This window comes from Clostridium sediminicola (genome assembly GCF_050402865.1).
Lineage (GTDB): Bacteria > Bacillota > Clostridia > Clostridiales > Clostridiaceae > Clostridium_AF > Clostridium_AF sediminicola.
On sequence record NZ_BAABMF010000002.1, the window covers coordinates 474,309 to 497,929 of the forward strand.

A 23,621-nucleotide genomic window follows, 5' to 3' on the forward strand; every position below is an offset into this window, starting at 1 on the left:
AAATAGTGGACTCCTATTATAAAAGGACGTGTAGACATTGATTACAATAACAGATAAAGAATTCTACTTATTAGCGGAATATATTGAAAAAAATTTCGGGATTCATTTAAAGAAAGAAAAACAAACTTTAGTTACTGGGAGACTTCATAACACCCTTGCTCAACTAGGTTTCAACAGTTATGAAGAGTATTACAAATACCTTGTATCTGATAAAACCGGAACAGCAAGTAAAGTTCTTATTGACAAAATCACAACAAATCATACTTATTTTATGAGAGAAGCTGAACATTTCTATTTTTTTAGAGATAAAGTACTTCCATATTTGAAAAAAATTGCTTTAGACAAAGATCTTCGTATTTGGTGTGCAGCCAGTTCTACAGGTGAAGAACCATATACACTTGCTATGATTTTAGATGAATTTTTTAATAAAGAAAAGTTATGGTGGGATACCAAAGTATTAGCAACTGATATATCAAAAAGTGTTTTAGAAACTGCTAAAAAAGGAGTTTATAGCAATGAAAAGATTCAACCATTACCCAAACAATGGAAATTGAATTATTTCAACAAATACGATAAAGAAAATTTTATAGTTGCAGATAAGATAAAGTCTGAGGTCATTTATAGAAAGTTTAACCTTATGGAAAATACCTTTCCTTTTAAAAAGAAGTTCCATGTGATTTTTTGTAGAAATGTTATGATTTATTTTAATGATGAAACAAAGAATAGACTGGTAAATAAATTTTATGATATTATGGAGCCAGGAGGGTATCTATTTATAGGCCTTTCAGAATCGTTAAATCGAGATAAGACCAGATTCAAATATATTAGTCCAGCTATCTATAGAAAAATATAGCAGTATTTAAGGAGGCTTTCATATGAATAAACGAATAAAAGTACTCGTTTTAGATGATAGTTTAGTTTTTAGGGAAGTTATATCAAGAGGAATAGAATCAGATTCTATCATTGAAGTTGTTGCTAAAGCCATTGACCCTTTTGATGCGCGAGACAAAATTTTAGAATTTAAACCAGACGTAATAACATGCGATGTAGAAATGCCCAAAATGAATGGAATTGATTTTGTAAGGCGCCTGATGCCACAGTACCCTCTTCCTATAATTGTCGTTAGTTCTGTAAGCGAAGCTGTATTTGATGCCTTAAATGCTGGTGCCGTAGACTTTGTTACAAAACCAGATGTTCAATCGCCAGAAGGAGTAGAAACTTTCATAAACGAACTAATAAAAAAAATCAAAATAGCAGCCAAAGCAAAAATTATTAAACATTCCTTCTCGGAAGATCGAAACTTAGAAAAAAAGGATAATATAGATAATGGAAAACTAATTGCTATAGGTGCGTCTACAGGAGGAACAGAAGCAATTTATTCATTACTAAAACAATTACCATCCCAAATGCCGGGTATTTTAATTGTTCAGCATATACCACCACTATTTTCTAAAATGTTTGCTGATCGGCTTAATAATCAAACGAATTTTAAGGTTAAAGAAGCTGAATCAGGAGATTATTTAGAACCTGGAAAAATCCTTATAGCTCCAGGCGATAAACATATGGCCGTCAGAAAAATTGGGCAAAGATATAAAGTAGAAGTATTTTCTGGTGAGAAAATAAATGGTCACTGTCCTTCAGTTGATGTTCTATTTGAATCAGTAGCAAAACAATGTAAAGATAATGCTATCGGTATCATAATGACTGGCATGGGTTATGATGGTGCAAAAGGTTTACTATCTATGAGGAGAAAAGGTGCAAGAACAATTGGACAAGATATGGATTCAAGTGTTGTTTACGGCATGCCAAAAGTTGCTTTTGAAGTAGGTGCTGTAGAAAAACAAGTTTCTCTAGAAAAAATACCTCAAACTTTACTTTCATTATTGAAATAAAACTAGATTATTTTAAAAATGCACTAATATAAATTTTTTAAATTTAAATCAATTATAATAACAATGGGTAAACTTTCGCCCAATAAAGTTCTAGCGAAAGTCTACCCATTACTATTTAATTGTTTTTTATCTTCAATCTCAGTAGTTCTTATACAAAATTTTTCATTTGTTACAATAGCTTCTCCTTCTCCAATCTTTTTTCCATTAGCGTTTATCACCAAAGGTTCATTAATAGATTTATCCAATTGAATAATTGATCCAGGAATTACATTCATAATCTCTTTAATAGTTTTTTTCGTATTACCTAATACAACACTTATCTCTAATGGGATATCTAGTATCAATTCCAAATTGTTATCAATATACCCATTTCCTAAACTACTCTTATTTTTATTATTTTCACTATACTCTTCTAGAAAGTTTTCTATATCTTTATGTGTCACTACTTTATCCATTTGCTCACCTCTTTCTATTTCTTTTTATAATTATTTTAACATAAAAAGCCTCAAATTTGTTATTTTATTTCCTACTAAAATTCTAACAAAATTGAGACTTATTCTTATGTTTTTACTTGCAAAAGCTAGTTGTTATAATATAAACTATCTGACAAATATTCAGCATCACTTGTAACATCAATACCCAATTTACCTAAAGTTTGCTCATCATTTGTGCTTAAAATAGTTGTAGAATGAGCTTGGCACCCTTTAAGCATATATAATTTTTCCATAGCCGCTTTCGCCATTGGATTAGTTGCAGCACTTATACTAAGCGCAATTAAAATTTCTTCACAAGCTAGAGCTGTTGTTTTGCTACCAAAAGTTTTTGATTTAAGATTTATTATCGGTTCAAGAATTACAGGTGAAATCAAGTGTATTTCATCCGTAAGATTAGCAAGATACTTAACAGCATTTAAAATAACCGCTGCGGTAGCATTCATTGTACTTGATCCTTTACCCGTTAAGATTGTACCATCTGGTAACTCAAGCGCTACAGCAGGGAATTTCTCATCATTACTTGATTGCTTATTTAATTTTATACTTTTTTCTCTAGCAGGTAAAACTACCTTTCTATCTTCTGCTTTGAGATTAAGCTCTTCCATAATTAGCTTTGCTCTATGAAAAGTTTCTAAATCAGCATATCCCTTTTTGTATTCGCATCCAGTTTTAAAATATCTTCTAATTATTTCTTGTCTAGATGCTTCTTTAACAACTTCATCATCAACAATACCAAAACCTACTCGATTAACACCCATATCTGTTGGTGATTTATAGACAGCTTCTTCTCCTGTTATCTTTTCAATGATTCTCCTAAGTACAGGGAATGTTTCAATATCACGATTGTAATTTATTGAAACCTCGTTATATGCATCAAAATGGAAAGAATCAATCATATTAACATCCTTTAAATCAACTGTTGCTGACTCATAAGCAATATTTAATGGATGTTTAAGTGGTACATTCCATACAGGGAAAGTTTCGAATTTGGAATATCCTACTTCTCTACCAAGCTTATGTTCATGATATAACTGGCTTAAGCATGTAGCAAGTTTACCACTACCTGGACCAGGTGCTGTAACAACTACAATTGGCTTTGTTGTTTCAATATAAGGGTTTTTTCCATACCCCTCATCGCTAACAATAATGTCTACATCTGTAGGATATCCTTTTGTTGCTCTATGTGTATATACCTTGATTCCTCTTCTTTCAAGCTTATTCATAAATACTGTAGTTGCCGGTTGATTATCATATCTAGTAATTACTACACTATTAACATCTAAGTCATAAGCTCTAAGATCGTCAATTAATCTTAGTACATCCATATCATATGTTATACCGAAATCTCCACGGATTTTATTTCTTTCAATATCACCTGCATAAACACAAATGATAACCTCAACTTTTTCCTTTAACTTATGAAGAAGTTTAATTTTAGCATTTTCATCGAAACCTGGAAGCACTCTTTTTGCGTGCATATCAAATAAAAGTTTACCTCCAAATTCCAAATAAAGTTTGTCATAATCATTTACTCTTTCAAGTATAAACTTGGATTGTTCTTCTAAATATTTCTTGTGATCAAAACCTATTTTCATAATTACCCTCACTATTCTTTTTATTCTTTGACTATTTTAACATTAATTTAGATAAATTATAATAGTTTATTTTAATTTTTTAGATATCATTTTTATGTAGCATCATAATTATTATTTGTGATAGGGTTCACCATTATTTATTCTAAAGGCTCTATATATCTGTTCTAGGAGCATTACTCTAAACAATTGATGAGGAAATGTCATTTTTGAAAAGCATAACTTGTAGTTTGCTCTCATTAATACTTCCTTTGATAATCCTAATGAACCTCCAATAACGAAAGTAAAATTACTTTTCCCTGAAACTGTAGATTTATCTATAAAGTCAGCTAGCTCTTCAGATGACAACATTTTTCCATTTAAATCTAAAGCTATGACAAAAGTATTATCTTTAATATTTTTTAGAATCTTTTCTCCCTCTTTATCTTTAATAATTAATTCATCCTTAGCCGAAGCATTATCAGGAGTTTTTTCGTCTGCTAATTCAATAATATTTATTTTGCAATATCTACCTAATCTCTTACTATACTCATCTATAGCTGCTTTTAAATATTTTTCTTTTAACTTACCAACTGCAATAATTGTTACATTCATTAGCTTTCTCACTTTCATATAAACTGTATATTATGATTATCTCACAACAAAACTCCCACTACAAACTGGGAGTTTTATCAAATACCTCTATTTTAAAATGTTATTAATTTATCTCTAATATCCTAATTCCTTATTTACAAATATAACATGAATTCTTCCTTTTTTCATTTGTCTTCCAATTAATGTATAAGAATTACATATTCTATCAGGGCTATCACAATCCATGCAATATCCTACCTTTGCACAAGGTGTTTTTCTTCTTAATCTAACAGCATTAGCTGGTGCTGCTATTTCTCTATTTCTCTCAATTGCAGCATCTAAATCTTTAACAAGTTTATTTACTCCTACTACTACTATAACTTTATCAGGCCCAAAAATCATTGCTGATACTCTATTTCCTCTCCCATCAACATTATATAATTCACCATCTTCAGTTACTGCATTACTACTTACTAAATATGTATTAGCAAAAAAGGTTTTTCTATATATTTCAGTTATATCTTCTGGTGTTAAATCCTTCTCATACCTATCTAAAAAGTTATAATCACCATTCCTTAATAAATCAATTAGTCCAGTTTCAAATAATGTCATTGATCCACCAACAGATACAGTTTCCCCTGCACTCATTAGCTCTTTTACTTTTTTCTGTAACTCTTGTTCATCTTGAACAAAGTAGCCATCCATATTATTCTTGTTAAGATTTTCTATAGTTCTTTCTACTTTTTTTTGAACTACAAAATAAGCATTTTTATCCATAATTCTACCTCCAAACTAAATTATCATAAACACCTACTTAAAGTATAAATTATAATAGTACTAACTTCAATGAAAACAAAAGTATATATATCATAAAAAAGAAGATTTTCAAAAGAAAATCTCCCTTAATGATTTAACCGATTATTTATTAGCACAACATTTTTTATATTTTTTACCACTTCCGCATGGACAAGGATCATTTCTTCCTACTTTAGGATCTCTAACAACCATTTTCGATGCTCTCCATGCTTTTGTTATTTCTTTTCTCTTCTCTTCTGAAAATATACCATTCCATTGAGATAAATTATATAAATATTCAGCTTTAGCATCTAGCATATTAAAATAAAGATTTTCATATTCTATCTCTAAAGTAATTTCTGTTTCTAATTCAAGATTTTCAACATCTATTTTTTGAACCAAACTTTCATTTATCCCATCTAAAAATCCCATAAAGAAATTAATTGGAGTTTCAAATCTTTCAGCTAACTCCCCAACTTTTCCTGAAATCACTTCTGTATAATCGTTTAAAACTCTTACATATACCTCTTTTTCTATTTCCTCATACTTACTCCAAAAAGCTGCTTCTCCTTTAGTTTTCACATAGTCTACAACCATTTCAGTCCAATCATTATATAAACTCATATTCAATTCTCCTTATGTTCTTAATTATCTAAATAATATATGTTTTTACTCTTTTTTTTCTTCAGCATCTTCAATATTATCTGTAGATTCTTCTTCTATCAACTTTATTGTATCAGCACAAAAAGGCTTTGATACATTATAATTCCCACCTAATGTATCCACATCTTTGTTTTGAATTAATATTTTAACATTTACAATAGATTCTAATTCACACAAAGATAATGCCAGGCTTTTTAAATATGCTTCTTCCTTAACTTTTGACATATTTGCCTTTGCTTCATTACTTAAATTTACATATGCTGTTCCATCATTAATAGAAAATGATAGCACCTTTGTATCTTTAGATAAAATTGGTTTTAATGAACTATCCATAGTAGGACCTTTAATAAGTTCTTGTACTATTATTTGTCCTAACATCTCTTCTTTTATTAATATTCTTTCTTCTTGACCTATTTCTAATTTGCTATCATCTTTAGAAGCATCAAAATATAGGTTAAGCTGAACATTATTTTCATCAGAATTTCCTATATTCCTCTGTTTTATCTTATCATTATTATTTACAGTTGTTGTAACTTGATTTGATTTACAACCAATCATTAATAACATTGATGATAGTACTAATAAAACTAAGAATATTATTTTTTTCATCTCAATTCCTTCTCTCATACTCAATACAATTATAATTCTATACATTTACTAGGCATGTCCCTTTTAGCCATATCTACCCATACATCTTTATTTAATTGGATATTATTTTCTCTCAAAACATTAACCACTGTTTCATATGCTAAATCAGGATAATTGTTAGTTTTGCTCAAATGTCCTAATACGAATCTTTTACAATTAAGCTTTACAATATCTACTATTGCTTTACCACAATCATCATTCGATAGATGTCCTATATCACTCAAAATTCTTCTTTTTAAATGATATGGATATGGACCAAATTTTAGCATTTCAACATCATGATTACTTTCTAATAAAACTACATCTGACCCTAAAAGTGCCTTTTTAACTTCATTAGAAAAATACCCTAAGTCTGTAGCTATGCAAACTTTTTTATTTTCAGCCTCTATTGAATACCCTACAGGCTCAACTGCATCATGAGAGATATTATATTTAGATATTTTCATATCCTTTATAGTTACATAATCATCTTTCATGATTTTAATATTCTCTTCTTTTATTTTCCCTATCTTTGAAAACATTTCTCTCCAAGTTGACTCATTTGCATATATTGGTATATTATATCTTCTAGACATAACACCTACCCCTTTAATATGATCACCATGCTCATGAGTAATAAAAATAGCATCTATTTTTGACGGCTCTTGATTTATTTGTTCTAAGGCACTTTCAATCCTTTTACCAGGTAAGCCAGCATCAATTAATACTTTTGTTTCTTCTGAAGAGACAAATATACTATTTCCGCTACTTCCACTATATAAAGGGCAAAAAATCATATAAATACTCCATTCTATAGATAAACCTTGTATAAACAAAATTTATTCAAACACAAAAACATAGGCATTAACAAGTTTTCACTTAAATAAATGAAAAGTTTAAGTGGTTTATCTCTATTCTTCAATTTTAACTCTTCTAATACATGCACCTAGTTTATTGAATTTTAATTCGATATTTGGATAACCTCTATCAATATGATGAAGTTCATAAACTTCGGTATTGCCTTCAGCTACCAATCCTGCAACTATCATTGCAGCACCTGCTCTTAAATCTGTTGATTCTACCTTAGCGCCTGAAAGTTTATGAATCCCTTCAATAACCGCTAGCGTATTTTCAACTTTTATTTTCGCTCCCATTTTCTTCAATTCATCAACATGTTTAAATCTACTTTCCCATATACTCTCATTAACTATACTGACTCCATTTGCAATTGATAACAATACAGACATAGGTTGCTGTAAATCCGTAGGAAACCCAGGGTATGGTAATGTTTTTATGTTTGCAGATTTTAAAACACCATTACTTTCAACAGTAATTGCATCTCCCTCTTCAATTACCTTTACTCCCATTTCAACTAACTTTGCAGTTATTGACTCCAAATGTTTAGGAATTACATTTTCTATTGTTACTCTACCACCGCATGCTGCTGTAGCAATCATATAAGTTCCCGCTTCAATCTGATCGGGAATAACACTATAATCGCATCCTATTAATTCTTTAACGCCATTTATCTTAATTACATCTGTTCCAGCACCTTTAATATCGGCTCCCATAGAATTTAAAAAGTTAGCAACATCAACTATATGTGGTTCCCTCGCTGCATTCTCAAGAATAGTTTTTCCCTCAGCTAAAGTTGCGGCCATCATAACATTAATAGTAGCTCCAACACTTACTACATCAAAATAAATATTTGTACCCACTAACCTTTCTGCTTCAGCAATTACTGCCCCATGTTCTATTGTTACTTTTGCTCCTAAAGCTTCAAATCCTTTTATATGCTGATCAATAGGTCTAACTCCAATAGAGCATCCACCTGGCATTTCTACTTTTGCTTTTTTGAATCTTCCTAATAGAGCTCCAATTAAATAATATGATGCTCTCATTTTCCTTACTTCTTCATTACAGGCATTTGTAGTTTCAATAGTTTTGCTATCAATTATAACTTTGTCATTATCTCTTGTAACACTGGCTCCTAAACACCCAATTATGCTAAGGATACAGTTAACGTCACTTATGTTGGGAATATTATCCAAATTACAAATTCCTCTACTTGCCATTATTGATGCAGGTAAAATTGCTACTGCTGCATTTTTAGCTCCATTTATATCAACAGAGCCTTCTAAACAATGCCCACCTTCAATAACTAATTTATCCATATACTTTACCATCCTCGCTGTGTAGTGTTATATAGAAATACAATTCTAAAAACCTTCATACAAAATAATAATTTATAATTTCAAAAATTATCTATATGTATAACTGAAGTTTATCAATGCATACTCTACAATTACAGACATAATCACATCATTTATTATACCACAATAAAACGAATTGTTAACACTTAAACTACATTAAATTTATATTACAATTTTATTCCTATGTGTATATTTTTATTATAAATATAAAAAATTATGTAATATTATGATAAAATTTACTTATTGTTATTATTTAATACTATTTTAGAGCGAAAAATAACTGCTGAAATTTGTTCAGCAGTTATTTCTAAATATTAACTTATTATTGTTTCTTTTCAAATGAAGCGCAGTCTGTAGCCTCTACAGAATTACACATTGATCCATGTTTGATTACATTAATTTGTTTTAGTGTACAATAATCTTCAGATTCACAATGGTTTTTACACTCTCTTACATTACAATGAATACTGTTATTATGTTTCACTTAACATACCTCCTATTATTGTTTAAATACTCTATATATTATTTGTTTTAGTTTTTTTTTTATTCAAATGCTATTATATCTCCTGAACCAAAGCATCTGTACAAATAGTGTAATTTTTGTGGTATAATAACTATTAAAATAATTAAAAATTCTAAGACAATAAACCAATAAACTATTTTGTGGAGGAAACTATGAAATATAATTTAGTTGCATTATTTGATAAAAATTCAAATGAATTAATTAATCTTGTCCAAAGAGATTTATGTAGAAAGTATAGAGTTTACAAATTAAAAACTGATTTTTATATTAAAATACAGACAATCAACGATTCCAATATTGAAGAATTTTCTAAAATAATATCTAAATCTTTATATCCATACAAAAAATTTAAAATACAAATAAATTCCGAACTTTTTTTGGATGATCATTTTAAACATATAGGATTGAAAGTAGACAAATCAGGTTACATAAAAAAGATTTCACGAAATTTGTCTGATACCTTATATCAGCATGGATATAACATAAGCAATCAAAAAAATAATTTTGGAATTCATATCGTTAGTTCCAATTATCAAGCAAGAAAAATGTTTAGAGATAAATCCAATTGTTCTATTCCTAACAAGACTGATTCTCCTTATTTAGGATTTGCAAAAATTAATAGATTAGAATTAAGAAAACCTGTTAATAATAAGAAAGAAATCTTGATTAAGTCGTTTCCTTTAAGAGATTATTAATTTCCCAATAAATCAACTTTATTTTTATGACTTTGTTAAAAAATAGTGATATTTTATGTATTATTTTGAAATTGTCACTTTTTTTTAAAAATTTTTTCATGTAAACGTTATGGTTTCTTTTTTTATTTTATAAAATATTATAAAATATATTATAAGGAAATCTTTACGAAAGGCGGAATAAGTGATGGATTTACAAAATCTATTCATATTACAAAAAGGTGTTGATAAAGGATTCAACAAAAATTGTAATATGGGAAAGAACTCTTTATTGCCTGAAAAAATTCTAGGATTACAAGTTAAAATTAGCGAACTAGTCAACCAAACCCAATGTTATAAATTTTGGGTGAAAGAAAACAATTTTAGTAACAACAAGGTTTTAAACGAATTTGTAGAAGGGATTCACTATATTCTAAGCATCGGTTTAGATGAAGATTATACTAATGTTCATTTAGATGTTCAAGAAACACAAAATGACTTAACTACTCAATTTATTAATTTGTACATAGACATTAACGATTTTGTTGTATGTCCTAACATTGACAACTACAAAACATTATTCGAGAACTTTCTTTCAATAGGTTTTTCATTAGGTTTTGAAAAAGAAACCATTGAAAAAGCTTATCTACAAAAAAATCTACTTCTTCATAAAAAGGAAACTATTGCGAAATCATAATTTAATTACTACTTATTTTTTTAATATCAACCTCCTATAATAGTTTATTGAAATTAGGTTAAACTATCATAGGAGGTTGATATTATGTTCGGTTTAATATCTTCAATAATTGCAGGAATAAGTATGAGTCTACAAGGAGTGTTTAATACTCGGTTAGGTGAGAAAATAGGCGTATGGGAAACAAATACTTTAGTTCAAGGAACTGGATTTGTTGTTACATTGATTATTTTATTTTTTGCTGGTAATGGTAATTTCAGCAATCTATCATCAACTAATAAGTTATACTTTTTAGGAGGACCTTTAGGTGTTATAATAATTTTTACCGTTATGAGTGGAATTGAAAACTTAGGGCCTACATATGCCATATCTACAATTTTAATTTCTCAATTACTAGCAGCTGGAATAATAGATTCTTTTGGTCTTTTTGGTGCAGAAAAAATTCATTTTGATATAACAAAATTTTTAGGAATTATTATTATGATTGTTGGGATAATAGTTTTTAAATGGAAGCATTAATTTATTTATCATGCCGCTTCAAATAATTAACATTAATATTTCTTAAGTACTATATTATATAATATAGAGTTCTTAAGGAGGTCTTTATGTTATCTTTCAAAAAAAAATTAGATCCCAATCTAATAACAGCTATAAAAGGACATAACTCTAAAAATCATAGAGTTATTATCCATTGTAAATATTTGCCTGAAAAGATAAAACAAAAATTAAAGTCAAACAAAATAGAAATTATACATTCAATTTCTTTAATTAATTGTATTTGTGCAAATATCTCAAAGAAAATGATTGAAAGATTAATTGAGTATCCTGAAATTGATTATATTAGTTTTGATACTCAAGCTTTTCTCTGCGCATCAAGTGTAACGTCTGCTAATGGTATTTACCATGATAATCGTTATAAATTATCTGGAAAAGGAATAACTGTTGGTATAGTAGATAGTGGAGTTTATCCTCATCCTGACTTGAAAAATCCAAGAAATAAAATTAGCTGTTTTTTAGATATACTGAATAACTTGGAGTATCCTTATGATGATAATGGGCATGGTACATTCATTAGTGGTATTATCTCTTCTAGTGGCTATAACTCTAATGGACTGTACAAAGGCATAGCTGAAAACAGTAATATATATATGGTTAAAGCGTTTAATAAACTGGGAAGAGGTTTTATTTCAGATATACTTTTCTCAATTGAAACCCTATTATCTGAAAGTGAAAAATATAATATAAAAGTATTATGTCTTCCATTTGAATTAGTTGATTCTAACAAATTTATATTATTACTATTTGATAGTATATTTAAACACTCGATTTCGAAAAATATTATACCTATTGTACCTAGTGGACATAATGGAAATACAGAAAATTCTATGAGAGGAATAGCCACTTTAGAAAGTTGTATAACTGTTGGTGGTTTAGATTCTACTCATAGCTTAAAAGCGTATCCTTATTCTTCAGGTGGTTCTAGTATAAATAATGTAAAACCAGATTTATCTGCGTCATGTGTAAATATATATTCTTTAAATTCAGATAAAGAATATATCTCTCAACGTAATGGTAGAAAAATTTATCCTCATACATTAAAACAGTCTTATGTAGCCTATACAGGTACTTCCATTTCTTGTGCTTTTATTGCAGGAATTTGTACCTTATTATTTGAAAACAATAATGATTTGAAATTTGAAGATATTCTATCTCTTTTAAAATTATCCTGTAATATGATTAATGAATCCAAGTTTATCCAAGGGGCAGGTGCTATAGAATTTAATAATCTACTTCCATAAAATTTTCACTTCTTTGTTACCTATTTGTTACTAATTAATTATATTTCAGAGGTATAATTAAATTAAGATAAAGATTAGGACTATTATTATGAGGTGAAGCTATTGGTTAAAAATATTAATTTATCAAAAGATTTGAAAAATTTTTCATTTAAAATAAAAGTTTATAAAACAATTGCAGCATTTTTCTTTTTATTAATTTTTAGTTTCAGCTATGGAACATATTTGTTTTAAATAGATGTATTCCTATTCACTTATACTCACAATACTCATATTAAGGGTTTTATCTCAAAAAGTTTTGATTAAATCTGCTTCTTGCGATTTACCCTCATTATATTTACTGCTTATTTTAGCAGTTTTTTTCTTTTGCAACTATATTAATTTAAATAAGTAAAAGGAGCTCAATAAAAGCTCCTTATTTATTATTCCTTAAATAATCCTTTCTTTTCCTATAAAACAAAGAGCAAGCATTCCTGCTCCAGTATGAGAAGCTATTACTGGCCCTACATGGTTGATCAAAACTTTTTTTGCTTTATATTTTTCTTGCAACATTTCTTTTAAATATAAAGCATCCTCTAAACAATCTCCATGACTTATACAAACTACTTCACAACTTTTATCTGTAATGTTTTGATCAAATCTTTCTATAATGGTTTTTATCGCTTTTTTTCTTCCTCTAATGCTGGCAATATTAATTAATTCACCTTTTTTATTCACATAAATCATAGGTTTTACATTCAATAATGTTCCAATTGCGGCTTTTGTTGATGATACTCTTCCACCTCTTCTTAAATGATTCAAATCCTCAACAATAAAAAAGTGGTGAATATTAAACTTATTATCTTCTACCCAATTTATTATCTTTTCTTTTGGTTCACCATTTTTCAACATTTCATATGCTTTATAAACTAATAAACCTTCCCCTATGCTTGCACTTCTTGTATCTATAATAGTTATATCTGCATCAGAAATTTCTTCTAAAACTTGCTCTCTAGCAATAACAGCACTATTGTACGTTCCACTAATAGATGAGTCAAAAGCTAAATATATAATTGCTTTATTTTCTAACAAGAGCTCTTTGAATTTCTCTACAAATGTAAAAACATTCACTTGTGAAGTTGTAGGCATCGCACCATTTCTTATTTCATTATAAAAATTTTCATATGACAATGTTTTACCAAAATCATCTACATAATCTACATCATGTAGATGACAAGTTAAGCCTACAATTGGTATATTGTTCTCATCTATAAAACTCCTTGGCAAATCACTACTTGAATCAACTAATATAACCGTATCCATAATAAAATCTCCTTTAAGAACAAATTATGTAATTTATGTTTAATTATAACATGACTAAAACAGAAAATGAAGTTTCATCTACCAATACATTCTTTACCCTATTTAACTTCATTTAATAATAATTTAAAAGCCTTAATACATCCCATTGCTTCTTCTGAGCTAGGGTCAATACTTGGTACATCTAATCCCATAGTAAGGGCCATTTTTAAATAAGATATATTACTTATTTCCAAAGTTGTTTTAACCCCAAATTTTTCTTTAATTATTTTAATAGCTTTCAATGTTTCCATAACTTGCTGCTCTTTATCTGATTCTATTGACACTAAACAATCTATCAAAATATTTTTCTTAGGAATACCATATTCTTCAGACTTTTTGATGATTCTTTTAGCAATTTCAACTCTTTCTTCTACTGTACTTGGAATTCCTTCTTCATCAACTGTTCCCGCAATTAAGCAAGCTCCATATTTTTTTGCAATAGGCAATATGGCATCCATTGTTTCTACATTGCCATTTACGTAATTAATTATAGGTTTACCATTATATACTCTTACTGCAGCCTCTATAACATTTTTATCTGAGCTATCTATTTGTAATGGTATAGCAGCAACAGCTTGAAGTTCTTTTATACAATCAATCATTACTTTTTTTTCGTCTATTTCTGGTAAACCAACATTCACCTTTAAAATATCTGCCTCATCATCTTTTTGAGTTAATGCTTCATCAAGAATATAACCAATATCATTATCTAAGATTGCCTCTTTTAGTTCATCTTTTTCAGCAGGATTAATTCTCTCTCCAATAATTTTTATTCCCTCATCTAAAATAACTGTTTTAGTTGCTGATGATACTACAGCAAATTCCTTAATATTTATAGATTTAGGTTTCACATTTGATAAAGTTTTTTTAACTTCATAAATAAACCTTTCATCTGTTCCACAACACCCACCTAATATGGATACCCCTTTTTCAGCTAAAGTTTTAATACTCTTTGCAAAATCTTTAGGATTTATATCATAAGTAACTATATTATTTTCTACTTTTGGCAGACCAGCATTAGGCTGAACCATAACAGGTATTGAAGAATATTTTAATACTTCATTAACGAAAGGCATAATTTGATCTGGACCTAAAGAACAGTTGATTCCCAATGCATCCACACCTAAAGCTTCTAACCCAACCACCATGGTTAACGGGTCAGTTCCATTTAAAGTTCTTCCATACTCACCAAAAGTCATTGTACAAAATATGGGCAAGTCCGAATTATCTTTAGCTGCTAATATGGCTGCTCTTGCTTCGTACATATCTGACATAGTTTCGATTAAAACTAAATCACAGCCAGCTTCTTTACCAGCAATTATTTGTCTTTTAAATACATCATATGCTTTCTCAAAGGTTAAATCCCCAAAAGGTGCCATAAGCTTTCCCGTAGGTCCAATATCTAGAGCTACAAACTTTTCTCCTGCAGCTTCTTTTGCAATTTCTACAGCACCTTTAACTATTTCTTCAACACTATGCTCAGTATCATTTAATTTGAACTCATTTGCTCCAAAAGTATTTGTTGTAATTATATCAGCCCCGGCATCAATATACTTTTTATGTATTTCAAATACTATTTGCTTTTTATGTAAATTATATAGTTCAGGTATTTCTCCTGTCTTAAGACCCCTATTCTGAAGCATTGTTCCCATAGCACCATCGAATACCAATATTTTTTTCCCCAATAAATCTTTTATACTCATATAATCCCCCTCTTCTAAAATTTTTTTGAATAGCATCAATTAAATTTTATTTATATATTTTATTACATTTTATATATAATACATACATAAATCAATAAAAAGAACCATAAGGCTCTTTTTATCTATTTCTAACTGTTAACTACCAATCGAATAATTTCTCTCCTTAACCATTCAATAGCTCGCATTACAGTTGTATATCTAATTTTTTCTCTATTTCCAACAAGGTGGAATTCTTTTGATTTTACTTCACCATTTATATATAAACCTACATAAACTAGTCCAACTGGTTTTTCTTTAGTTCCGCCCCCAGGCCCAGCAACTCCTGTTGTAGAAATTGCAATATTAGTTTCTGCTCGCTGAGCCATCCCTTTTGCCATTTCTTCTGCTGTCTCTCTACTTACAGCTCCATGTTCTTCTAATGTTTTTTTTGAAACGCCCAGTCTTTTCATTTTAGCATCATTTGAATAAGTGACTGCTCCTTCAAGAAAAACTTTAGAAATTCCCGGATAATTGATAATTGTTCCTGATAAAAGTCCACCAGTACAGGATTCTACTACGGATATAGTAAGATGATTTTTTACTAACATCTCTCCTACTGTAGTCTCCAAAGTAGTCTCTCCTTCTGCATATACAGCAATACCTAGTCTTTCTCTTATTTCTTTTTCTACAGGCTCGATTAATTTATAACCTTCTTCCTCACATTTTGCTTTAGCTGTAATTCTAAATATCATTTCCCCTTCTTTAGCATAAGGTGCTATTGTTGGATTTGATTGGCCATCTATAATATCCTTTATCATTTCTTCTGCTTTACTTTCACCTATGCCCATTACTCTTAATATCTTTGAAGTAAGAACATCTTCACTATATTTACTTAAATATGTAATTACGTGATTTTCAAACATTGGTTTCATCTCTCTTGGAGGACCAGGTAATAAAATAAGAATTTTACCCTTTTCATCAATAGCACAACCCGGTGCCGTACCAACATCGTTTGCCAATATTGTTACATCCTTTGGAAAATATGCTTGTTTTTTATTGCTATCTACCATATCTCTATTTAGTTTTTCAAAATATTTTTCAATCTTCTCTAATGATTCTTTATTTAAAACAGCTTTTTTATTGAAGTATTCAAAAGCTATTTCTTTTGTTAAATCATCTTTTGTTGGCCCAAGCCCTCCTGTAGTAATAACCAAATCAGCTCTCTCAAAAGCCTCTTTGATTGCATTCTTCAGTCTATCGGGATTGTCTCCAACAACCGTATGTCTATATACATCAATACCTAAGTCTGCAAGCCTTTGACTTAAAAATTGAGCATTTGTATTAACTATATTTCCTAATAACAATTCTGTACCTACTGCTAAAATTTCTGCTCTCATATTAAACTCCTTCCTCAAAAAAGATTTTAACTGTCTCTATGCTTATTATACCAAAATATGAAAATAACAACAGATTTTAATTTAATCTGTTGTTAGTATTTTAAGGATTTTATTAGATTTTATTCAATAATTATTAAGCAAGTAAATCATAAAAGTATTGTTTAACAAATACTTTTATGATTTTTTCTTACTATGTGTGAGTATTTATCTAAAAGCATTAAGCTTTTATGGGCTATGCGATTAAAGTTCTTTCATCCATTATCAACATTTCATATTTATAAGGCTTATTTTTAACAAATAAATTATTATCTGCTATTAATTTAGCTTCATTTAAGTCTCTAGCTTTAAAAGTAAAAGATCCTCCATACTTGTTGCAATATCCTCCACCAATTAGATATTTAGATATCTTTTCATTATTTGCTTTTATGATATGAAGTTTTTTCTGTCTATTTTCAGTGACATTATCTACTATACTATAATTAACTCTTACTATTAAAGTTCTTTTATCTTTCATGAATAAGCCTCCCATAAAGCATTTAATTTTTACTTTTCTCGACTTAATAATGCTTTATGTTTTCATTATAAAGAACTTATGTTCTCATGTCAACCTTTTCCCAGAAATTTTTTAAAAAAACATCAATATCTTGTCGTTTTTTGATTTTATAAAAATGATTCCATTCATAAGGAAATAATTTCGTATATTTATTACTTGTAAACCTATCATCAATTAATAAAGCTACACCTTTATCTTCTTCTGTCCTTATGACTCTTCCAACTGCTTGCATCACTTTATTCATTCCTGGATAAACATAGGAGTAATCAAATCCAAATCCGTTTTTCTCATTAAAATAATCTTTTATAATATCTCTCTCAAAACAAATTTGTGGAAGTGCTACCCCTACAATGATTGCACCTAACAATCTATCTCCTGCTAAATCAATACCTTCACCAAAAATCCCACCCATCACAGCAAAAGCAACTAAACTATTATCATTATCATTTTTAAATTTGTTTAAGAAGTTCTCTCTTTCCTCTTCACTCATTCCAATACTTTGACAAATTATATTTATTTTTTCATATCTTTCTTTAAAATTTAAAAATACATTATCCATATATTTATACGACGGAAAAAACACAAGATAATTTCCTTTTTTCTGTTTTATAACTGAAAAAATATTATCAGCAATTTTTCCATATGTATACTCTCTATTTCTATATTTTGTAGATGTTTTACCATCAATTAAAACACTTAAATTTTCTCTTTTAAAAGGTGATTTTAATTTTACTCTATATGAGTTTTCATTACCACCTAATAAATCAAGAAAATAATCCATAGGTGTTAAAGTTGCCGAGAAAAGTATAGTTGCTTTTCCTCTTCCCATAGCATCCTTAAGTAAAGTTGACGGATCCATACAATATAATTTTAATTTTACATCATTGTTTGGAATCAGTTCTTCGTAAGTAATAAATTTTTCATCATACATTTCTGAAGTTCTTATGAATGTAAGTGCATTAAAGTATATTTCTAATACTCCTTTTTTCAACTCTTCTTTACAATTGTTATTTTCAACCAACCACTTTTCTGCTTTGTTAGTAAATTTGATTAATAATGATATTAATTCTTTTGGGCATTCATTATCAGTAATATATTTACCCTTTTCTTCACATAATTTTCTCAATTTTACAAAATAACTATTTATCTTGTTTAAAATTGATGTTAATTCTTTAGCTTCTTCCTTACATAGCTTTTTTAATTCTAAAATTTCTTTTTTAAACAACTCAGCTGAAAACATTTCTCTAGCTCTGTCTACTAAATTATGTGCTTCGTCTACGAGAAATACATAATCACTACCATCGTCACCAAAAAGCCTTTTTAAATGAACCCTTGGATCAAATACATAATTGTAATCGCAGATTATTCCATCTGCCCAAAAAGCAAGATCAAGAGAAAATTCAAAAGGACAAACACAGTACTTTTTAGCATACTTTTCAATGTTTTCCCTGGAAATATTTTCTTCATTATATATTTCAAATATTGCTTCATTTACTCTATCAAAATGTCCCTTTGCATATTTACACTTTTCTGGATCACAATTTACTTCATCATTAAAACATATTTTTTCTTTCGCAGTAATTGTTAATACTTTAAATCGTAATCCATTTTCTTTCATCAGTTCATAAGCTTTTACTGCTGCAGTTCTAGTAATAGTCTTTGCTGTTAAATAAAACACTTTAGAAGTAAATCCCTTTTGCATAGCTTTTATTGATGGAAATATCGTTGCAACTGTTTTTCCTATACCTGTTGGTGCTTGTGCAAAAAGAGTTTCTCCCTCTTCTATTGTTTTATATGTACAAACTGATAATTTCCTTTGACCATCCCTAAAATCTTCAAATGGGAATTTTAGGATTTCAATTGATTTATCTCTTTTCTTCATCCACTCTTTTAAAGTTTTTGCCCACTTTATATATGAATTAATTAAATAGTCAAAGTCCTCTTTTAATGCATCTATAGAATACTCTTTTTTAAAATGCTTTATTCCTTTGGTCTCAATATTATAATATGTTATCTGAATACTTATTTTATCTAATTCATTATCTAAACAATAAAAATACCCATAACATTTAGCCTGAGCCCAGTGCTTGATGTTAAAATCTTCTTCCAAATATTCAAGTGGCTTAGTAGTACTTTTGATTTCATCAATTATTATCTCATCATCATTAATAATAATTCCATCTGCTCTTCCTGCAACTTCAATTTTTATATCATCTCTATTCAATATATGTTTTAAATGAACCTCTGATTTATAATTTTCACCTGCTGATTTCTGTATTTTTTGATGTGCTTTTGTTCCTTCAAGCATTCTACTACTACCAACAAATGTAGATGTTAAATCCCCAGATTTTAATATAAACTCCACTAAATTTCTTACAGATATTTTTATTGTATCATTAGAAACCACCATAGTATTCTCCTATTTTTAATTAGATACAGCATCAATATTAGCTTCTTTATTACCTTTAATTTCAACAACAACCTTGTGTGGCAAGCATACTATAATATCCCCTATTTTGCTCATAGGCTTTTCATTCACACAAATTTGGTCTCTACAATCAGCATCATACATTTCTACTATTCCTTTATGAATAATTATTGTATTATTTCCCAATTCTGTTTCTATTGATATAGTTTCTTCTGTTTCTTCTGTTAATTGTATTGTTTTATATATTTCACCTTTAACTTGAATTTCAACATATATACTCTTAGAATTTTTTATAGCATAGTACTTATTCAATCCTTTTACTCCAAAAAAAGTTATTGTTACAAATAATGCAATACCAATAATTATTAAATCTGCTTTTTTCATTTTATCACCTGTTTATTTTATAGTTTTATCAATCTTTATTTTATCTTTTATTAATGCTATAATCAAACACATATGAAATAAGTGTACAATTTTCAGTTGACAATTCACAGTTAATGATAATTTTCTTACAGAAATTTTTAAAATTAAGTTTTTTATGACCTTTTGCTTTGCAAAAGAAAAAGATTTAAATTAAAGCTTTCGATTTATCGAAAGGTATCTATAACTGGTCACTGTTAATTGCAAACTGTCAACTGATAAATAAGTTTATCTTATTTATGGTTTAGAATATCTATTTTATCGGAGGCATACATGAAAAATAAGAAATTAGTTATATTTATAATCTTTTTTGCAATTATTATATCATTAACAATAGTGTTTTTTAAAGTGAAACCTCAAGCCACCTCTGAAGAAAATACCCCTAAAGAGAAATCTAATTATTTTTTAGGCACATATATAAGCATTAAATTATACGATAAGTCTAGCGATGATATGTTTACTGATATGTTCAATATTTTAAATGATATTGAAGAAAAAATGAGTATAAATATAGAAGAAAGTGAAGTCTCAAAAATCAATAAAAATGCTGGGAAATCCCCTGTTATGGTTTCTCATGAAACTTTTGAAGTTATAAAAAGAGGTGAATACTACTCCAATTTATCGGAGGGAAATTTTGATATTACAATCGGTCCATTGGTTCAACTATGGGGAATTGGAAGTGAATCTGCTAAAGTACCTTCTCAAAAAGAAATAGATAAAGCTACAAGTAAGATTGATTATACAAAAATCTTAATTGATGAAGAAAAACAAACTATACAACTAAGTGAAGAGGGAATGGTAATTGATTTAGGCGGTATAGCCAAAGGATATGCTGCTGACAAGATAGCCGAATATCTAGAATCAAAAGATGTTAACTCTGCAATTATAAACCTTGGTGGAAATATATTTGCTCTAGGTAATAAAACAACAGGTGAAAAGTGGGGTATAGGCGTGCAAAATCCTTTTGATTCAAGAGGCGATTATTTTGCAATTTTGAAAGTAAGCAATAAATCAATTGTCACATCTGGTGTTTATGAGCGTTTTTTAGAAGTAGACGGCAAAACTTATCACCATATACTTAGCCCATTTACTGGATATCCGGTAGATAATAAATTAATGAGTGTGACAATTATTGCGGATAATTCTATAGATGCTGATGGCTTATCAACAACTCTATTTACTTTAGGTATAGATAAAGGTATGAATTTAATAGAATCATTAAATGGTGTAGATGCTATTTTTGTAAATAGTGACAAAAAAGTTTTTATATCATCTGGTATAGATTCTTTACAAATTACAAATCCTGAATTTAAAAAATAAAAGAGCCCATGGCTCTTTTTTATTTTTTAAATTCAGCTACAAGCTTTTCAAAAGCTGGTATAGATCTTTCTATCATATCAAATTTCACACAATAAGACATTCTAAAATATCCTGGACATCCAAATCCTGAACCTGGCACTAATAAAAGATTATATTTCTGTGCTCTTCTAACAAATTCCACATCGTCCTCAATTAATGCTTTAGGGAATAAATAAAAAGCCCCTTCAGGTTTAACTATATCAAATCCTAATCTTGTAAGATTTTCATATAAATAATCTCTTCTTTTTTTATATTCATTAACATCAACAGCGGCATCTAAAGCATCACCTATAACTTTTTGAAATAATGCAGGAGCATTAACAAAACCTAATGTCCTATTGCAGTATGCTAGTGCTGTCATTAAAATATTTATATTTTCAATTTTACTGCTTGCTGCTATGTATCCAATTCTTTCTCCAGCAAGTCCTAAAGATTTACTATAAGAATTAACTACAATAGCATTATCAAAAATGCCAAGTACAGATGGTACTTTCACGTCATCATATACAATTCTGCTATACGGCTCATCAGATATAACATAAATCTTTATACCCAATTCTCTTTCTTTTTTTAGTAGAAGCTCAGCCATAGCTTTTAGTTTTTCTTCTTTATAAATAACTCCCGTTGGATTATTAGGAGAATTTATTATTATTGCTTTTGTTTTGCTATTAATTGATTTTTCTAATATTTCTAAATCAGGTTCAAAAGTTTTTTTATCTGTAGAAATAACAACAGCCTTACCGCCTACATTGTCAATATAAGTTCCATATTCCACGAAATAAGGCGAGAATAATATTACTTCCTCTTGAGGGTTTAAAATTGATTTTAATGTAACATTAAGCGCACCTGCAGCCCCTACAGTCATAACAACATTCTCATGTGATAACTCTACTCCGCTTTCTTCTGAAAGTTTATTAGCAAGTTTTTGTCTAACATCAACAAAACCCGCATTACTCATATATCTATGAAGTCCCTTTTCATCATCTGATGTATGCTTTTTCAAAGAATCAAAAACCTCTTTTGGTGGTTCAGCATACGGATTACCTATACTATAATCATAAACATTTTCAGGACCATATTTTTTAGCAAGTTTAGCCCCTTCTTCAAACATTGCTCTAATCCATGATGAATTTTCTAGATTTTTTACTATTTTGTCAGAAAACATTTTTAACACCCCTTTTTATTAATATACTACTCATTATACCATTATTTTTTAGCTATTTTATATAAATATACTCTCCTCAACTCTTTATCATTAAATTGATTTATATAGTCGTATAAAGAAATATAAATCCTATTCTCTGAATGTTGCGCCATAAATATATCCATCCTATTATTATGTCTGTTATATTTTTTATTAATAACTATTTGTGTATGACTAGGATTATATTCATCTTTGCGTTTTCCATATTGAATAACATCACCAATGTTTATCCAGGAATATATTTGATTTATATTTTCTAATACTTCATTATGCATTAGTTCTATATATTGATACGCTCTATTATTTCCTAAACCATTTTCATTTCCCCAATATCTTCTGAAATATCGCGCTGCTCTCCATGTTAGAGACACTCTTTTTAACTCTTTTGAATTATTTGATTTACAAAACCACGATTCTAAATCATCCCATCTATCACCAGTTTCATTAATACCACTTTCATATAAACATTGAGAAACAAAATTAGCACAATCTTTACCTTTATAATATGGGTATTTTATCGTATTAGGTTTTTTAGCATACTGAATAGCATATCTAACCGCTTTTTCTCTATTATACTGCATCAAATACCTTTTATTTTTAAAGCCTAATATCATTACTAACACTCCAATAATTCTTTATAATTTATTTTATTAATTCTATTTTATTGTGTTAAAGGAAATAATTATTTTATGATAATTGTTTTT

At 28.7% G+C, this 23,621-nt stretch carries 24 protein-coding genes; 7 read left to right on the forward strand and 17 right to left on the reverse strand.

Annotated elements, in window-relative coordinates; translation table 11 throughout:
- Positions 1–37 precede the first annotated feature (37 nt).
- The gene (locus tag ACQ3F0_RS06145) at positions 38–853 is read left to right on the forward strand and encodes a CheR family methyltransferase (protein ID WP_428864269.1); all 816 of its coding nucleotides are present in this window, start codon (positions 38–40) and stop codon (positions 851–853) included.
- A gap of 22 nt (positions 854–875) precedes the next feature.
- A complete protein-coding gene (locus ACQ3F0_RS06150; RefSeq protein WP_428864270.1) occupies positions 876–1,892 on the forward strand; it encodes a protein-glutamate methylesterase/protein-glutamine glutaminase in 1,017 nt (338 codons plus the stop codon).
- Between the two features lie 101 nt (positions 1,893–1,993).
- Here ACQ3F0_RS06150 and fliN read toward each other — a convergent pair whose 3' ends face one another.
- From fliN to ACQ3F0_RS06195, 9 genes are all read right to left on the reverse strand, one after another.
- On the reverse strand, positions 1,994–2,347 hold the full coding sequence (fliN, locus tag ACQ3F0_RS06155) for a flagellar motor switch protein FliN (RefSeq protein WP_428864271.1): 354 nt from the start codon (positions 2,345–2,347) through the stop codon (positions 1,994–1,996).
- A gap of 125 nt (positions 2,348–2,472) precedes the next feature.
- The gene (locus tag ACQ3F0_RS06160; protein WP_428864272.1) at positions 2,473–3,981 is read right to left on the reverse strand and encodes a DUF1846 domain-containing protein; all 1,509 of its coding nucleotides are present in this window, start codon (positions 3,979–3,981) and stop codon (positions 2,473–2,475) included.
- A gap of 111 nt (positions 3,982–4,092) precedes the next feature.
- Positions 4,093–4,572 (reverse strand): 23S rRNA (pseudouridine(1915)-N(3))-methyltransferase RlmH, encoded by a 480-nt coding sequence (gene rlmH / locus ACQ3F0_RS06165; RefSeq protein ID WP_428864273.1) that lies wholly within the window; start codon positions 4,570–4,572, stop codon positions 4,093–4,095.
- A 114-nt stretch (positions 4,573–4,686) separates the two neighbouring features.
- A complete protein-coding gene (locus tag ACQ3F0_RS06170) occupies positions 4,687–5,328 on the reverse strand; it encodes a lactate utilization protein (protein WP_428864274.1) in 642 nt (213 codons plus the stop codon).
- A gap of 141 nt (positions 5,329–5,469) precedes the next feature.
- Complete coding sequence (locus ACQ3F0_RS06175; protein WP_428864275.1) at positions 5,470–5,970, reverse strand: SEC-C metal-binding domain-containing protein; 501 nt, start codon at positions 5,968–5,970, stop codon at positions 5,470–5,472.
- Between the two features lie 45 nt (positions 5,971–6,015).
- Positions 6,016–6,618, reverse strand: coding sequence for a GerMN domain-containing protein (locus ACQ3F0_RS06180; RefSeq protein WP_428864276.1), 603 nt, complete (start codon positions 6,616–6,618; stop codon positions 6,016–6,018).
- 29 nt (positions 6,619–6,647) lie between these two features.
- Positions 6,648–7,433 carry an MBL fold metallo-hydrolase gene (locus ACQ3F0_RS06185; protein ID WP_428864277.1) on the reverse strand — a complete coding sequence of 262 codons (786 nt, stop codon included), beginning with the start codon at positions 7,431–7,433 and terminating at the stop codon, positions 6,648–6,650.
- Between the two features lie 114 nt (positions 7,434–7,547).
- Positions 7,548–8,810: a UDP-N-acetylglucosamine 1-carboxyvinyltransferase gene (murA, locus tag ACQ3F0_RS06190; RefSeq protein ID WP_428864278.1), complete on the reverse strand. Its 1,263-nt coding sequence runs from the start codon at positions 8,808–8,810 to the stop codon at positions 7,548–7,550.
- Between the two features lie 361 nt (positions 8,811–9,171).
- Positions 9,172–9,333, reverse strand: a complete 162-nt coding sequence (locus ACQ3F0_RS06195) for a DUF1540 domain-containing protein (RefSeq protein WP_428864279.1) — start codon at positions 9,331–9,333, stop codon at positions 9,172–9,174.
- A 191-nt stretch (positions 9,334–9,524) separates the two neighbouring features.
- On the opposite strand from ACQ3F0_RS06195, the gene ACQ3F0_RS06200 reads away from it, so the two are divergent.
- The 4 genes from ACQ3F0_RS06200 to ACQ3F0_RS06215 all read left to right on the forward strand — a co-directional run bounded on the left by ACQ3F0_RS06200 (position 9,525) and on the right by ACQ3F0_RS06215 (position 12,536).
- A complete protein-coding gene (locus ACQ3F0_RS06200; protein ID WP_428864280.1) occupies positions 9,525–10,067 on the forward strand; it encodes a 2'-5' RNA ligase in 543 nt (180 codons plus the stop codon).
- A 184-nt stretch (positions 10,068–10,251) separates the two neighbouring features.
- Positions 10,252–10,740: a dUTP diphosphatase gene (locus ACQ3F0_RS06205; protein ID WP_428864281.1), complete on the forward strand. Its 489-nt coding sequence runs from the start codon at positions 10,252–10,254 to the stop codon at positions 10,738–10,740.
- An 84-nt stretch (positions 10,741–10,824) separates the two neighbouring features.
- Positions 10,825–11,256: a DMT family transporter gene (locus ACQ3F0_RS06210; protein ID WP_428864282.1), complete on the forward strand. Its 432-nt coding sequence runs from the start codon at positions 10,825–10,827 to the stop codon at positions 11,254–11,256.
- Positions 11,257–11,342: 86 nt separating this feature from the next.
- Complete coding sequence (locus ACQ3F0_RS06215; RefSeq protein ID WP_428864283.1) at positions 11,343–12,536, forward strand: S8 family serine peptidase; 1,194 nt, start codon at positions 11,343–11,345, stop codon at positions 12,534–12,536.
- A 426-nt stretch (positions 12,537–12,962) separates the two neighbouring features.
- On the opposite strand, the gene ACQ3F0_RS06220 is transcribed toward ACQ3F0_RS06215, so the two are convergent.
- The 6 genes from ACQ3F0_RS06220 to ACQ3F0_RS06245 all read right to left on the reverse strand — a co-directional run bounded on the left by ACQ3F0_RS06220 (position 12,963) and on the right by ACQ3F0_RS06245 (position 20,318).
- Complete coding sequence (locus ACQ3F0_RS06220) at positions 12,963–13,835, reverse strand: DegV family protein (protein ID WP_428864284.1); 873 nt, start codon at positions 13,833–13,835, stop codon at positions 12,963–12,965.
- A gap of 98 nt (positions 13,836–13,933) precedes the next feature.
- Positions 13,934–15,577, reverse strand: coding sequence for a homocysteine S-methyltransferase family protein (locus ACQ3F0_RS06225; RefSeq protein WP_428864285.1), 1,644 nt, complete (start codon positions 15,575–15,577; stop codon positions 13,934–13,936).
- A 128-nt stretch (positions 15,578–15,705) separates the two neighbouring features.
- A complete protein-coding gene (locus tag ACQ3F0_RS06230; protein ID WP_428864286.1) occupies positions 15,706–16,953 on the reverse strand; it encodes a competence/damage-inducible protein A in 1,248 nt (415 codons plus the stop codon).
- A 232-nt stretch (positions 16,954–17,185) separates the two neighbouring features.
- Positions 17,186–17,467 carry a hypothetical protein gene (locus tag ACQ3F0_RS06235; protein WP_428864287.1) on the reverse strand — a complete coding sequence of 94 codons (282 nt, stop codon included), beginning with the start codon at positions 17,465–17,467 and terminating at the stop codon, positions 17,186–17,188.
- Between the two features lie 76 nt (positions 17,468–17,543).
- Complete coding sequence (locus ACQ3F0_RS06240; RefSeq protein WP_428864288.1) at positions 17,544–19,916, reverse strand: ATP-dependent DNA helicase; 2,373 nt, start codon at positions 19,914–19,916, stop codon at positions 17,544–17,546.
- A 15-nt stretch (positions 19,917–19,931) separates the two neighbouring features.
- Positions 19,932–20,318 (reverse strand): NusG domain II-containing protein, encoded by a 387-nt coding sequence (locus tag ACQ3F0_RS06245; RefSeq protein WP_428864289.1) that lies wholly within the window; start codon positions 20,316–20,318, stop codon positions 19,932–19,934.
- Positions 20,319–20,627: 309 nt separating this feature from the next.
- On the opposite strand from ACQ3F0_RS06245, the gene ACQ3F0_RS06250 reads away from it, so the two are divergent.
- Positions 20,628–21,674 carry an FAD:protein FMN transferase gene (locus tag ACQ3F0_RS06250; RefSeq protein ID WP_428864290.1) on the forward strand — a complete coding sequence of 349 codons (1,047 nt, stop codon included), beginning with the start codon at positions 20,628–20,630 and terminating at the stop codon, positions 21,672–21,674.
- A gap of 19 nt (positions 21,675–21,693) precedes the next feature.
- Here the strand turns inward: ACQ3F0_RS06250 and ACQ3F0_RS06255 are convergent, their stop codons facing one another.
- Both ACQ3F0_RS06255 and ACQ3F0_RS06260 read right to left on the reverse strand, forming a co-directional pair.
- Entirely contained in the window at positions 21,694–22,878 is a 1,185-nt protein-coding gene (locus ACQ3F0_RS06255; protein WP_428864291.1) for a pyridoxal phosphate-dependent aminotransferase, read from the reverse strand.
- 41 nt (positions 22,879–22,919) lie between these two features.
- On the reverse strand, positions 22,920–23,531 hold the full coding sequence (locus tag ACQ3F0_RS06260) for an amidase domain-containing protein (RefSeq protein ID WP_428864292.1): 612 nt from the start codon (positions 23,529–23,531) through the stop codon (positions 22,920–22,922).
- Positions 23,532–23,621 lie beyond the last annotated feature (90 nt).